This window comes from Bradyrhizobium sp. AUGA SZCCT0177, from assembly GCF_018130125.1.
Lineage (GTDB): Bacteria > Pseudomonadota > Alphaproteobacteria > Rhizobiales > Xanthobacteraceae > Bradyrhizobium.
Map to the genome: position 1 here is coordinate 171,806 of NZ_JAFCMA010000013.1, position 14,730 is coordinate 186,535.

Here is a 14,730-nt window from a genome sequence, read left to right on the forward strand (position 1 = left end):
CCTCTTTAGTATCAGAGCCAGGTTCTGTTGATTCAGAACCTGGCTCTTTTCGTATCGACGGCTTCTTGAATTGACGGCTTGACCCGCTGCTCTGCCGATCTGCTATTTTGCCGGCTTGGCGTGAGCGCCGGTGCCACGGATCTTGTCCGACAGGTTGATCAGGAACATCGACGTCGGCCGCAGGATGAAGAGATCCGCGACCAATGCTGCGACCATCGAGAACGCGCTGAGCCAGCCAAACAGGCGCAGCGACGGCAGGTCCGAAAACACCGTCACGACGAGGCCGCAGGCCAGCACCACCGTGGTCAGGATCAACGCCGGGCCGACCAGCACGGTGGCGCGTTCCACCGCCAGTTCCGGACTGATGCCGGGCTTCGACTCCAGCCGCAAGCGGTTCAGGAAGTGGATCGTCGCGCTGAGGCCGAGGCCGAACGACACCGTCAGCGCCACCACGCTGGCGAATTGCAACCCCTCGTCCATCAGCCACAGCACCATGCCCGACGCCACCACGGGGAAGATGCCCGGCAGGATGCAGGAGAACATCACCACGACCGAGCGGAACGCGAGGCCGATGAAGATCGCGACCAGCAGGAATTCGATCGTGAGGCCGTGGTTGAGCTTCTGGATCATGTTGGCGCTGTTGCGCGCGGCGATCGCCGACAGGCCCGTCACCGCGATCTCATAGCCGGGATGCTCGGCGCGCACCTTGTTGAGCGCCGCGTCGAGCTTGTCGACCACCGGCAGGATCTCGCTTGAATCGAGATCGGGCACGCGGCCCGACACCACCACGGCGTCCTGATCGGCCGAGATGAAGCGCCGCACCAGATGTTCGGGGATGACGCTGACATATTCCTTCAGCGTCCCGACATCGCTGCTGCCGGCCTTCTCGGAAAGCCAGCGGCGCAGCGTTTCCAGCGACCAGACATTGCCGACGCCGGCCGCGGTTTCCACCATCGAATGGACGTCGGCGATCGTCTTCAGGGTGTCCGGCGAGTAGAGCGAGGCGCCCTTGGGGAATTCGATCAGCACGTCGATCGGATTGGCGCCGGTGAGCTTGGCATCGAGCCGGCTCGACGCCGCCACCGCCTGGCGCTTGTCAGGCACCTGGTCGGCGAGCCGGTAGCGCGGCTCCAGCGTGGCGTAGATATAGCCGAGACCGGCAACCAGGATCACCGCCAGCAGGCTGAACAGCCCGGGGCGGCTCACCATGCGCACGGCGATCCAGTAACAGAAATTGCGCAGCGCCTGAACGCCGGCGTCGGCGCCCTGGAATTTCACCGCCATGATCTTTTCGTTGCGCACCAGAAGCACGCCGAAGGCGGGCACCAGCGACAGCACCGCGATCAGCGCGATGATGGTGGCGGCAAGGCCCGCCTCGCCGAACTTGCGGATCAATTCGGAGTCGGAGAATTGCAGCGCGATGAACGAGATGCCCGCGGTGCCGTGGGTGAGCACGCAGGCCGGCCCCACCACCAGCACGGCGTTCTTGAAGGCCGTGTATTTGTCCTGCCCCGCGATCAGCCGGTCGCGCGCCGCGAAGGTCAGCTGCATCGAATCGGAGAAGCTGATCACCATGATGAGCGGCGTCATCACGTTCAGGAACATGTTGAGATTGAATCCGGCCCAGCCGAGACCGCCGAGCGCGAGCAGGATCGCGATGATCGGCGGGAAGGCCGCGATGATCATGAACGATATCTTGCGGAAGAAGATGATCGCGATGATGCAGCCGGCCAGGATGCCGAGGATGTTGTAGGTCAACCCGTCGCGCTTGACCGCGTTGCGGATCTCGAGCTGCATGACCGGAACGCCGGACAGCTGCGCATTGAGCCCGCTGCCGGCGAGATCGTCGGCCATGATCTTGCGGATATCGGCGATCACCCTGGAGAGGTCTTTGCTGGCGACGATCGATGGTTCAAGCGACAGCACCATCAGCGCCAGCGTGCCGTCCTCGGACAACAATTTGCCGCGAATGATCTCGTTGGTCTTCACGGTCTCGACGAATTTGTCGTAGGCCGCGCCTTCCGGCAACTCGGAGGGGAACAGCGCCGCCGGCAGCTTGCCGCGTTCGGGTGCCTGACGCGCCGAAAACAGCGAGACCAGACCGCGCACGCCATCGACCAGTTGCAGGTCGGTGACCATGTCGCGGATCTTTTCGAGATTGGGCCGCGCCAGCAACCTCTTGCCTTCGACCACGACCAGCACGTCGAATTCGGTCGCCGGGAAGCGCTTTGTGACGGCCTCGTACTGCTTGTAGTCCTTGGAATCCGAGCGGAACAGCTGGCTCAGCGAATCGTCGATCTTGATGCGCTGGATTCCGAAGATCGCCGCGATCATCAGGGCCGCCAGGATGAGGCAGGACAGGATGGGCGCCTTGACCGCGATCAGCCCCATGCGCTCGAGCCCGAAGGCGATGCTCTGCCCGGGCGGCGGCGGCTCCTCGATTTCCTCGACGTGGACCCGACTTTCAATGTTCTTTTCGAGCATGCCCTGTCCAGTTCTCACGTCGGCTTGAATTGTAGCTTGGGTTGCGGGCGCGGATGCGGCTCAGTCAGCCCCATATCTGATTGGCGCTGATTGGCGCTAGCCCTTGAAATCACGCGGTAAATTAACCGCCGCCGTTTTACAGGCCCGGACCGCATACGGCAAGCGCGCGGCGGGGGTCAAATCGCCGTGCAGATCACGAAAATCAGCGCTAAGTCTCTGATTTGTCACACTTGAACTAACCAGCCCCGATCCGCGCCGGCGCCGCGCCGCCGCTTTCATCTTTTAGTGCGACGCCCGTGACCTGCCGGGCCAGCCCCTCGCGCACCAGCCAGGCGATCTTGAAGGCGGCTTCATCGTAGCTCAGCCCCGCGCCGTGGATGTTGGAGACGCAGTTGCGCATCGCGTCGGTGAGGCCGATGCGCGGCGCAAAGGTCAGATAGGCCCCGAGGCTGTCCGGCGCCGACAGGCCCGGCCGCTCGCCGATCAGCATCAGGACCATCCGCGCGCCGAACATGGCGCCGATCTCGTCACCCAGCGCCACGCGCGCGCCGGAGACAACCGCGGTACCGCCGGGCTGGATCCCGGCTTCCTTCAATCGCGGAACCAGATGGCGAACCAGTTCGACCGCATGGACATTGACCGCCGCCGGCGAGAGGCCGTCGCCGACCACGATGGCCAGCTGGCACGGGCCACCGCTTCGATCGGCCAGCGCGCGTTGCGAGGCCGGATCGAGCATGCGTCCGAGATCGGGGCGGCGCAGATAATCGCGCCGGTTGCGCGCCTGACTGGAGAGGAGAACCGGCGCCAGTCCAAGAAGACCGTTAAGACTGGCCAATCCCTCGACGAGACGCGACGTGTCGAAGGCGCCATGAACCGCATCGCGGGCCCGTGCGTGGTCGAGGGTAAAGGCGAGCAGCGCCTCGGTCGGCATGCTGGCGCCGGCCCGGCCAAGCCCGACGCGCGCCGGCGTCAGCTCCCGCAGATCGCTCAGCGAACGGGACGGCGGCGCCGGCGTTTTCATATCGGCACCTGTTTTGTTTGACGCGTCTTCTACCGCAGATAAGTCTACGCAAGCTGCGTAAACTTGATTGCTATGCGAACCGGTACCCACATCGCTCGAAAACGCTCTGGTTACTCGGCGGGGACCGAGGCCTCGCGCAGCCGGATCGAATAGTTCGATGCGCTCTGCTGGCCGCCGGAGGCTGCACGCGCGAACAAGATCAGATGATGCGCGATCATCGCCGAACCGATCAGGCCCTCGATGTCGCCCTGCCGCAGCCGCCGCAGCGCGAATTTCCAGAACGCCTTCCGGTAGTCGCCGAGCACCCCGACTTTCCAGAAGATATTGCGCAGCATGATCAGGCCGCGCCGGATATTGGCCCAGCTGCGCATCTCCGGGCTGACAGGCCTTTTGATACGGTTGGCGTAGGTGTATTCGCACTGGTACTGATAGCGCGCGAACAGCCGCGCGGGTTCATAGGCGAATTCCATGCATTTGCGCCATGAACTGACCACCTGGTCATAGGGCAGCAGGAAAGCGACATTGGAGTCGCGGCTTTCGTCTTCCTCAAGCAGCCGACCTTCCTTTTGCAGGCGATCCCACAGCGGCGTCTTCGGCAGCGCCTGCAGCAGGTTGATCGTCAGCAGCGGAATCCGGGATTCATCGACAAAGGCCAGCAACGCGTCGGCGGTCTCGGGCTTGTCGGTATCGAGACCCATGATGATGCCGGAGACGACCTCCATGCCATAGGAATTGATGGTGTGGATGCCTTCCAGGATCGGGACCATCATGTTGTGGTCCTTGTGCATCGCCTTCAGCGCGTCGGGATCGGGAGTCTCGATGCCGCAGAACACGGTGACGAAGAAAGCCTCCTGCATCAGCTGGAGAATCTCCGGCCGCTTGGCGATGTTCAGCGTCGCCTCGCACGCGAGCCGCGTGATGTAGCCGGTTCGCTTCTGCCATTCGACAAGATGCGGCAGCAGGTCGAGCGCCGCCTTGCGGTTGCCGATGAAATTGTCATCGACGAAATAAACCGTGTCGGTCATTCCACATTCGCGCAGCTTGTCGAGTTCGGCGATGATCTGCTGCGGTGATTTCAGGCGCGGATTGCGCCCATAAAGGCCGGGGATGTCGCAGAACTCGCACTGATACGGACAGCCGCTCGAATACTGGATACTGCCGAGGAGATATTTTCTGGTCTCGGCGAGTTCATAGGCCGGGATCGGAAATTCCGTCATCGCGAGGCGATCGGCGGTCTTCAGCACCACCTGCTGCTCAGGCCGTGACGGGTCGCGCGCCAGCCGCGCGATCAAATCATTGGTCGCGTCGCCGAGTTCGCCAACATGGAGATAATCGAACGAGGGATAGTAATCCGGGCACGCGCTGACCGACGGCCCGCCGATCGCAACAGCGAGGTCGAAGGCGTGGGCGCGGCGGCAGATGTCGTTCATCTGCTGGCGCTGGATGTGCATGCCGCTGACGAATACCGCTTCCGCCCACTCGAAATCTTCCCTGGTGGCGGGGCGGAGGTTTTCGTCGACGAAGCGGACCGACCAGTTGGCCGGCAAATAGGCCGCGATCAGCAGCAACCCCTGCGGCGGCATGAAAGCCTGGACGCCGTCGGTCAAAGGGTAGGCATACTCGAACGTGCCAAAAGAAGACGTGTATCGCGGGAAGACACACAGGATGCGCCGTGCCGTCTCAATGCCTTCAGCTCTCATCAAACTTCCTCAGCCAAAGCCCTGTCACAAAGTTAAGCACGTCATTGAAGGGTGGGCCAGAAATTCTTCAAGATTGTGGCGGCCCCTTATAACCCGCTGGCGGCCCGATGGTTGCGTGACAGGTTAGTCACGGCGCGCGTCCGGACGGTTCAAGCGATCAGCCGTGACGCAAATTCGGGTAGCAGGCCCGCGTCACCCGCAAGGCGGAAATCGGCGCCGGCAAGCCCGCTGCGCAGCAGCCAGTCGTCGAATTCGGGTGCCCGTTTCAAGCCGAACAGGTCCCGGACATAGAGCGCATCGTGGAATGAGGTGGACTGATAGTTCAGCATCACGTCATCCGCGCCCGGGACCCCCATGATGAAAGTAACGCCGGCGGCCGCCAGCAGCGTCAGCAGATTGTCCATGTCGTCCTGATCGGCCTCGGCATGGTTGGTGTAGCAGACGTCGACGCCAAGCGGCAGGCCGAGCAGCTTGCCGCAGAAATGGTCCTCCAGCCCGGCGCGGATGATCTCCTTGCCGTCATACAGGTATTCCGGGCCGATAAAGCCGACCACGCTGTTGACCAGCAAGGGATCGAAGGCGCGCGCCACCGCATAGGCCCGCGCTTCCAGCGTCTGCTGATCGACATTGTGATGGGCGCCAGCCGACAGCGCCGAGCCCTGCCCGGTCTCGAAATACATCACATTGTCGCCGACGGTACCGCGGCGTAGCGATAACCCGGCCTGCCACGCCTCCCGCAACAGCGCCAGATCGACGCCAAAGCTGCGGTTGGCGGCCTCGGTCCCTGCAATCGACTGGAATACGAGATCGACGGGCGCGCCCTGCCCGATCAGCCCGAGCGTGGTGGTGACATGGGTGAGCACGCAGCCCTGGGTCGGGATCTGCAGCCGCGCGATGACGCCGTCGAGCAGGCGCACCAATTCGCCGATCACGGCCGGATCGTCGCTCGCCGGGTTGATGCCGATACAGGCATCTCCCGATCCGAGCAGGATGCCGTCGAGGATCGAGGCGGTAATGCCCCTGGCGTCGTCAAAGGGATGGTTGGGCTGCAGGCGGACGCTCATGCGTCCCTTCAGGCCGATGGTGTTGCGAAACGCCGTTGTCACGGCGCATTTCTTTGCGACCAGGATGAGATCCTGGTTGCGCATCAATTTGGACACGGCGGCGGCCATTTCCGGCGTGATCCCGCGCGATATCTGCTTCAGCACCGCGGAGGTCGCCGCGTCCGAGAGCAGCCAGTCGCGAAACCCGCCCACCGTCAGCGACGAGATGGCGGCAAAGCCTGCCGCATCGTGGCTATCGACGATCAGCCGGGTGACCTCGTCGTCCTCGTAAGGCACCACCGTCTCGCTCAGGAACTGCTTGAGCGGGACATTCGCGAGCGCCATCCGCGCCGCAATCATCTGCTGGGCGCTGTCGGCTGCGACGCCGGCCAGGCGATCGCCGGAACGCGGCGGCGTCGCCTTGGCAAGCAGGTCGCGCAAATCGTCGAAGACGTAAGAGGTGGCATCGATGGCTTGGCGATAGACCATGCTGATTTCCAGGCCCCTGCTCTCGCCCCACGCCGTGGCCGCCGCCCGGTGCTAGTTCAGTGTACCGTAATAGCGGCCGAAAAAGCTAATCTCATAAGCGATCGCGGCGAACACAAACAGCTTATGGAATCTCGGATTGCGCGTTATCGCGCCCACCACGCACAGCAGCACGAATGCGCCGATCCGCGGCAGATATTCAGGTCCCAGGGAACGTAGATGTTGCTCGCCCTTTATCAAGGTATCGACCACATCGAGCGCTTCCGTCAGGGCAATCAAGCCAAAGAACCAGCGGCGGCGGTCGAGAAAATAGTCCTGATAGCCCTGATAATCATCGAGATCCTGAGGAAAAAGCAGCGCGCTCAGGAAATAGTACATCGACGCGTACACGCAGATGAAGGCGTACAGGCCAAACGTCCAATGCTGCACGAAGCTCAGCCGAAACTCCCACCACCAGAACGTGACCACGTTCAGGAGCGCCCAGGCGACCCAGCCCAGATGAACAGACCAGATCGGGGTGCGGCCGGGATGCTGGATCAATGTCGCGACGCCGCTGATCAAGCGGGTGACGCTGAGCCCGAGAATGATGGCGACCAGCACGCGAACGTGAAGATAGAGATCGACATTGCCCGTCAGGTCGGCAGTTTGAGCCATAAGCCCTCGTCCTCAATCACACTCGAACCACACGGTGCAGCAGCGTCCCGCGCACAGGATGGTCCCAGACGATGGCTTCAGGGTTTGCGCGTTCGCCCGCCCGGGCAAGACGAGCTGTCTCCGTTCCGTCGCTGCGCTCGTTGTCTAGCTTGATTCGCGCTCCTGGTGCATGCGGCTCACCTTGCGTGAGAACTCATCTGCTCGCTTGAGGCAGGTGGCGCGCCCTCACTTCGGTTAGCCAGCCTGCCGCTGCGGATTGAGCGAGAGCCGCGAGTGGGCTGGCGGCAGCACGCGAACACATCGAAATTGCACCTCGTCCGTGAGTAACGCCTTGGTAAGAAATGCGCGCTCCGGTCGCAGTGTCGCAGCTGGCCGACCACCGCGATAACCATTTGAACTTCTTATGTAATAATTCCAAAAGTTGCAGCTCGGCGAAGCTCGCGCGTTAAGACATTGTCCATCAAAATTCTGCACAATTTATCGACGGCCGACGGTGCTCAACCGGCCCCATTTGGAGTGCCGCGATGACCCAATCCATAAAATCCCCTAGCTCTTTTCCTGGTAGATCCATGCTGTCCCGCCTTTCGCTTGCAGCCAAGCTGTACTCAATCTTCGCGTTGTTCGCGGTCCTCGTCGCCGCCATCACGGCCCTCTCCGACTACAACACCCGACAGAACAATGCCCTCACCGAGGCCGTCGCGACGGCAAGCCGGGCTGCGCTGAATGTCGAGCGGGTCAACTCACTGGTCTATGCGGTGGTGATGGAATCGCGCGGCGTCTACATGTCGACGGAGCCCGCCGTCGTGAAGAGGTACGGCGACGGGCTGCTCAAATTCAACGAAAGCATTCTCGAAGTCGTGAGGAACTGGCAGGCGCTGGTACAGGCCGACGACGCCGAGCAATTCGCCACCTTCAAGAAGCGCATCGAACAATTCATCGACTTCCGCAAGGAACTGGTTCGGCGCGGCGTCGAAATCGGCGCCGCCGCTGGCCGCGAATGGGGCGACAATGACGCCAACCGCCAGGTGCGCTCGGCCCTGAACAAGGATCTCGAAGCGCTTTCCAAGGTCTATGCCGAGCGCAGCAAGAAGCTGGCGCAGCAGGCCGACGCCAACCATACGCTGGCCTTTGTGCTCACGGGTCTGGGCGTGCTGGCGATCATCGTGGTCGTGATCGGCGTGCTGATCATTTCCCGTTCGGTCGCGCGTCCGCTGTCCGTCATCACCGACACCATCAAGCGCGTCGCCGAGGGCGCCGAAGGCGTCGAGGTGCCCCACACCAATCGCGGCGACGAGATCGGTGCGCTGGCGCGCGCCATCAAGATTTTCCAGGAGGCGATGGATCGCAACCGCAACCTGAACTCGCAGGTGGTGGAGGATTCCAAGGCCCGCGAACAACGCGCCAGGCAGATCGAAGCCTCGGTAGACGCCTTCCGCGAAGCGATCGGCGGCGTATTGCGCGCCGTCACCGACAACGCGACGTCGATGCGCGGCACCGCCGAAACCATCGCCAGCGTGGCATCGGATGCCAGCGGACGCGCGGTTGCGGCGTCAGGCGCCACCGAGCAGGCTTCCAGCAACGTTTCCGCGGTCGCCAGCGCCGCCGAAGAACTGTCCGCTTCCGTCGAGGAGATCGGCCGCCAGGTTCGCCAGTCCGCCAGCGCGGTCGAACAGGCCGGCCTGCGCACGGAAAAATCCGTCACCGAGATCGAAGGGCTTGCCGCCGCAACGCAGCGCATCGACGGCGTGCTCAACCTGATCCAGGCGATCGCCGAGCAGACCAATCTGCTGGCGCTGAACGCGACGATCGAGGCCGCGCGCGCCGGTGACGCCGGCCGCGGCTTCGCCGTCGTCGCCCATGAGGTCAAGGCGCTGGCCGAGCAGACCGCCAAGGCGACCGCCGAGATCGGCCAGAACGTCGGCCTGATCCAGACCTCGACCAGGAACTCGGTCGATGCCGTCCGCGAAATCGGCAACGCGGTGCGCGAGATCAACGACGTGACGTCGGCGATCGCCGGCGCCATTGAGCAGCAGGATCTGGCGACCCGCGAAATCTCGCAGAACGCGCAACTGGCCGCGCAAGGCAACGGCACGCTGGTGGTCAATATCGGCTCGCTCAGCGACGCCATGGGCAAGACCAGCACCGCCGCGGCCTCGGTCCTTACAGCCTCCAGCGACCTGACAGCGACCGCGGAAACGCTGTCCCGCGAAGTCGAAACATTCTTCCGCAATCTGCGCGCAGACCCGGTCGACGATTTCAGGCGCACCGGCACCTAGAGCGGAATGAAGTTATCCTGAAGCCATATCGGCTTCCCAAATCGGCGGATATCTGATCCGCCAGGCCGGCAACGCCAAAGGGTATCCCCCTCAACCAGCCTTTTCGCGTGTGCGCATTAACCTTTTGTTAACCATACGCTTGCGATTGTCCCGGCACGGCCCCACCGAATTGGAGGAGAACACATGGCCCGGGAGAGCAGAGCCACCAGCAGGCAGCCAAACGCAATCCGTCGCCCTCACGTCTACAGCCTCGTTGTACCGCGGACGGAGGACCAGGGTGATTCGGAATTCAGCTTCGAACTCGAAGAGGCCCTGTCAGTCCCGTCAGTCCCGTCAGCCGCGGCCCGACCGAAAGACGCCGATTCTCCAGACCATCTTCAAGCCCTTGAGCTGATCAGTGGCGCCGCCCAGGCCATGCAGATGGTGGAAAGCCACTCGCACAGAATCCAGGCCAAGGCGTTCGAACTGTTGCAGCATTCACGTTCGAAACGAATTGAGGCTTCACAACAGATTGCCAGCCTCCAGGAAAGATTGATTGCAAGTGAGGCCAACGTAGAACAACTCACCAAACGACTGGCCGAAGCCGAAGCGCGCGCGAATACAGCCGAGCACTGGCTGCGTCGCTTCCACGACGCCATCAACACCGCCTTCGCAGACAAGCGCGCTTGCCAGCCGGACAAGGTGTCCTCAGCTGCCTAGTGCATGATCGGTTCTGATCGAATCAGAACCGACGCTCTGGTTTCTTGTTTTGAGCATTTTCTACCGCAGATAAGTCTACGCAATCTGCGTAAACTTGATTGCTATGCATAAGGCGACATCGCAACCAGCTCGGGGACGGCAGGCGCGAGTTGGAGACCTTAGCCAGAAGCGTCTGAGCCGTCCCACTGTACCAACTCTACGGTGATGCCCTCGGGACCCTCGAACAGCCGCAGCTTTCGGCTGATGTAGTCCATCTCGTCGCTCAGCACGGTTACGCCGTTGGCCACGAGGTGCGCGGTGGCCGCCTCAATGTCGTCGACGCGGAACGCGAGGTGATTGAAGCCCAGTTGTCGCAGATTCGTCGGGTGCGCACCCGGATCGGTCGCCGGGGGCGGGTCGAACTCAAGCAGCTGAATCTCGAAATGAGGATTTGCGCCTTCGAGTGCGAGGGTGATGTGCTGCGCTTTCATGCTCGGCATGCCCATGTACCGGGCGGGATCGCCACCGTCGATCGTCGCGACGTGACCCTTTTTGAAGCCAAGGAGCGCGAAGAACGCGATCGCCCGGTCGGCGTCTGCCACTGCGATCGTGATATGATCCGGATTGAGTATCATCTGATCACTCCCTGTCATCAACGCCGCGCACTCGGCCGCACCGGCTTGCCTCCGTCAGGTGGGCTGTCGGCAAATAGCGCTCCCGCCCCTTGCAAGGCTACCAGCTCGCTCCGTCGCACGGTAGGCGGGTTGGCCCGCGGCGAAGTCTGCTTCGGGTCAAAAAGCTGGTCCGCTCATGGCCTCGGACAGTCCCGGATTTATCAGTACACGCGCGCTGCGAGCCGGCCCCATTCTATGCATCGGGTTGTTTTCGATATTTTTGAGTCCAGCTGTCGGGATACCACCCATAGTGGGTCGAAGAAGCGCGTGAACGCGCTGGCGCCTCGACTGGATTACTCCACCGGCACCACGTCCACGGCCACCGCGAGCTTTTGCTTACGCGATCCCACGATAATGCCATCGACCGGCGAGACGTCGGAGAAGTCGCGACCGATCGCCAGGATGATGTGGTCGTTCTCGACCAGGAGGTCGTTGGTCGGATCGAACCCGATCCAGCCGATCTCGGCGCCGCACCACACCGATACCCACGCGTGGGTGGCGTCCGCGCCCTGCAGGCGCGGCTTCCCCGCCGGCGGGTAGGTGCGCAGATAGCCGCTGACATAGGCCGCCGGCAGACCGAGGCCGCGCAGGCCTGCGATCATCACATGGGCAAAGTCCTGGCAGACGCCGTGGCGTTTCTCGAACACTTCCCTGAGCGGCGTCGAGATCACGGTGGCCTTCGGATCGTATTTGAACCCGTGGCGGATGCGGTGCATCAGGTCGACCGCACTAACGAGAATGCCCTGCCCTTGCGGAAAGCTCGCCGCGGCGTAAGCCGTGACCGGGCCAAGCACCGGCACGAGCGAACTTGCAAAGACGTAGCCGACCGGCGAGGCCGGACCGAGGCTTGAGGCCTCGAAGGCGACGTCGCGGACGCTTTCCCATGACGGGCTGGGCGCGGTGCGGCCAAGCGCCTGCCGCGATACTGACACCCGCGACCTGGAATCGATCCGCAAGGTTCGATGCGCTGTCTCGATAAGCACGCTCTCGGTATGCGTTCCGAAAAAATCCCGACGTATCGTGCGCTCCGCCGGCCGCGGGCGGATCTCGACCGAATGCGAGACCAGTTGCTGCCCGTCGCCGCTGCGCGGCTCGAGCCGTAGCGAGCAGCGCGCAAAACTCACCGGGCTCTCATAGCTATAGGTCGTGACGTGACGGATGTCGTAGATCACGCGAGGCCCGTCAGCTTCTCCGGCCGGCTCGCATTGGGTCCGTGCGGGAAGTAATGCAGGCCGATGGCGTCGGCGAGATTGAGCAGATCCTGCTCCAGCGCGAACAGGGCTTTGACGTCCAGCGCCGCGGCCTCCGCGGTCGTCAGCATCGCCTGCAGCGCCACGGCCAGACGCTGCGGACGCTCGATCAAGCCATGCTCCTTGAGGCTCGGAAGGCTCGCAATGTGCTCGTTGAGCGCCGCCACCTGGAACGCGACCGAGCGCGGATTGTAGGGGTCGAGCACCGCCAGATCGCGCACCGGCGCCAGCGCCGGGCCGACCAGATAGCGCGAACGGTAGGTGATCTGGCAATCCACCAGCGTCAGCAGGACATCGAGGTCCTCGTCGCCGGCTTCGTCATAGGCGAACTGACGCGCAAACCGTGCGGTGTTGATGGCGCGCTCGGCGCGGCGGCCCATCTCGAGGAAGCGCCAACCGGCGGCGCGGTTCATGTTCTCCTGCGCGAGCCCGGCAAAGCTCGCGAGCTCCTGCAAGGACAATTCGGCGGCGCTGACGATGCCGTCATCGTCGTCGGCCTCCACGGAAAGCCGTTCCACCATCTCGGTGATGACCTGCCAGGCGTCGGGCGAAAGCCGCTCCCGCAGCGAAGTCGCGGTGCGCTGCGCCGATCGCAGCAGCGACAGCGCCGAGCCGAATTTTTCCGCACTTTGCAGCGCCTCGGCGGCGACCTTGGCGGAATTGGCCCGGCTCGCCTGCGAGGTCGCGCCCCAGGTCACCAGAAGCCGCTGGATGCGCTCGACCGAATGCAGCGCGGTCGATGCCCCGGTTGGTGCGCCCTTGCCGGACTCGCGTGTCGGCGTGCCGAGCGCACGGATCAGCCGCAGCGTCGCCTCGGCGCGTTCGAGGTAGCGGCCGAGCCAGAACAGGTTGTCCGCGGCACGGCTCGGCACCACGCCGGCGATGCGCCTGATCCGCACCGTGTCGGCCGCCGGCAGCAGCGTCGAAGCCGCTATTGGTTTGTCGGACACCACCCAGACGTCGGCCGCGCGCGCCCCGTCGCCCATCGACACCGCACGGGCGTCGGGCTGATCGGCGATCCGGCAGAAGCCGCCCGGCAGGATGGTCCAGCCGTTCGGAGTGGCGGCGGCAAACACCCGGAGCACGAACGGACGCGGCGTGATCCGGCCGTTCTCCCAGGTCGGCGTCGTCGACAGCCGCACCAGCTCCTGGCCGACAAAGTCGATGCCGCGGTCGCTGATCGCCGTCCTGAGTCGCTCGCGCTCGGTCGGCGACAACTCGCCCGCAAGCACGGGTCCGCTGCCCGGAAAGCCCGGCACGGCACGGCCATAGGCGCCCTCGATCGCAAAATCGTCGAGCCGCGACAGGACTTCCTCGCGCGCTGATTTCTGGCCGCACCACCAGGTCGCGATGTGCGGCATCAGCAAATCCTCGCTGAGCAGGCGGCGGCACAGATTGGGCAGGAAGCCGAGCAGCGCCCGCGCCTCCAGCACGCCGGAGCCGGGCATGTTGGCGACCACGACGCCGCTCTTGCGCAGTACGTCGATCAGGCCGGGCACGCCAAGATGCGAGGAAGCATCGAGCTCCAGCGGATCGAGGAAATTGGAATCGACCCGGCGCAGCAGCACATCGAGCCGCTTCAGGCCGGCGACGGTGCGGATATGGATGCGGTCGCCGCTGACGGCGAGATCATCGCCCTCGACCAGCAGGAAGCCGAGATAGCGCGCGATCGTCGCATGTTCGAAATAGGTTTCGTTGAAGGCGCCCGGCGTCAGCAATCCGATACGCGGCTCGTCGCGGTCGGCGCTCGCGCGCAATGAATCGCGGAACGCCTCGAAGAACGGCGCGACGCGTTCGACATTCATCGACTTGTAGAGATTGGAGAAGGCGCGCGACAGCACCAGGCGGTTTTCCAGCGCGTAGCCGGCGCCCGACGGCGCCTGCGTACGGTCGCTGAGCACCCACCAGCGGCCATCGGGGCCGCGGCCGACATCGGCGGCGTAGAGATGCAGATAGCGTCCGCCCGGCGGTTTGACGCCGCAGACCGCGCGAAGATATTCGTTGCTGCCGGCGATCGCCGCTGCCGGCACGGCGCCGTCCGCGACCAGCCGGCCCTCGCCATAGAGGTCGCGCAGTATCATTTCGAGCAATTGCGCGCGCTGGGCGATGCCCGTGGTCAATTGCCGCCAGTCGGTCTCGTCGATGATCAGCGGCAGATGGCTCAGCGGCCACAGCCGGTCGGCGGTCTCGCCGGGCGCGCGATAGGTGACGCCGGCTTCACGCAAATGGCGGTCGGCGGAGGCGAATCGGCGCTCGATGTCGGCGGGCGAAAGCGCGGCAAAGGCGTCGAAAAACCGCGCCCAGGCCGGCCGGGGCGCGCCGTCCTGGCCGATATATTCATCGGGAATTCCGGGCAGCCGGGCGTAGTCACGGGTCCATTGCGCCATCCGGCGCTGGCCCGGACGGGCCTTGTTATCCTGACTGCCGGCTTGCCCCGCCATCCGACTCTCCGATCTCAGCGCCT

10 protein-coding genes are annotated in these 14,730 nt (G+C 63.8%); 2 read left to right on the top strand and 8 right to left on the bottom strand.

Annotated elements, in window-relative coordinates; translation table 11 throughout:
* Positions 1 to 102 precede the first annotated feature (102 nt).
* The 5 genes from JQ597_RS17460 to JQ597_RS17480 all read right to left on the bottom strand — a co-directional run bounded on the left by JQ597_RS17460 (position 103) and on the right by JQ597_RS17480 (position 7,388).
* Entirely contained in the window at positions 103 to 2,484 is a 2,382-nt protein-coding gene (locus JQ597_RS17460; RefSeq protein ID WP_212265482.1) for an efflux RND transporter permease subunit, read from the bottom strand.
* A gap of 235 nt (positions 2,485 to 2,719) precedes the next feature.
* Positions 2,720 to 3,505, bottom strand: coding sequence for an ethanolamine ammonia-lyase subunit EutC (gene eutC / locus JQ597_RS17465; protein WP_212265483.1), 786 nt, complete (start codon positions 3,503 to 3,505; stop codon positions 2,720 to 2,722).
* 110 nt (positions 3,506 to 3,615) lie between these two features.
* On the bottom strand, positions 3,616 to 5,205 hold the full coding sequence (locus JQ597_RS17470) for a B12-binding domain-containing radical SAM protein (RefSeq protein WP_212265484.1): 1,590 nt from the start codon (positions 5,203 to 5,205) through the stop codon (positions 3,616 to 3,618).
* 149 nt (positions 5,206 to 5,354) lie between these two features.
* Positions 5,355 to 6,737: an ethanolamine ammonia-lyase subunit EutB gene (locus JQ597_RS17475; protein WP_212265485.1), complete on the bottom strand. Its 1,383-nt coding sequence runs from the start codon at positions 6,735 to 6,737 to the stop codon at positions 5,355 to 5,357.
* A gap of 51 nt (positions 6,738 to 6,788) precedes the next feature.
* A complete protein-coding gene (locus JQ597_RS17480; RefSeq protein ID WP_212265486.1) occupies positions 6,789 to 7,388 on the bottom strand; it encodes a hypothetical protein in 600 nt (199 codons plus the stop codon).
* Positions 7,389 to 7,957: 569 nt separating this feature from the next.
* Here JQ597_RS17480 and JQ597_RS17485 point away from each other — a divergent pair.
* Entirely contained in the window at positions 7,958 to 9,664 is a 1,707-nt protein-coding gene (locus tag JQ597_RS17485) for a methyl-accepting chemotaxis protein (protein ID WP_212265487.1), read from the top strand.
* 183 nt (positions 9,665 to 9,847) lie between these two features.
* Positions 9,848 to 10,363, top strand: a complete 516-nt coding sequence (locus JQ597_RS17490) for an ATP synthase subunit B family protein (protein ID WP_212265488.1) — start codon at positions 9,848 to 9,850, stop codon at positions 10,361 to 10,363.
* Between the two features lie 158 nt (positions 10,364 to 10,521).
* On the opposite strand, the gene JQ597_RS17495 is transcribed toward JQ597_RS17490, so the two are convergent.
* From JQ597_RS17495 to JQ597_RS17505, 3 genes are all read right to left on the bottom strand, one after another.
* A complete protein-coding gene (locus JQ597_RS17495) occupies positions 10,522 to 10,977 on the bottom strand; it encodes a VOC family protein (RefSeq protein ID WP_212265489.1) in 456 nt (151 codons plus the stop codon).
* A gap of 332 nt (positions 10,978 to 11,309) precedes the next feature.
* Positions 11,310 to 12,188 carry a transglutaminase family protein gene (locus tag JQ597_RS17500; protein ID WP_212265490.1) on the bottom strand — a complete coding sequence of 293 codons (879 nt, stop codon included), beginning with the start codon at positions 12,186 to 12,188 and terminating at the stop codon, positions 11,310 to 11,312.
* Positions 12,185 to 14,707: a circularly permuted type 2 ATP-grasp protein gene (locus JQ597_RS17505; RefSeq protein ID WP_212265491.1), complete on the bottom strand. Its 2,523-nt coding sequence runs from the start codon at positions 14,705 to 14,707 to the stop codon at positions 12,185 to 12,187. Before JQ597_RS17505 ends, JQ597_RS17500 begins: the two co-directional genes overlap by 4 nt.
* Positions 14,708 to 14,730: the final 23 nt, after the last annotated feature.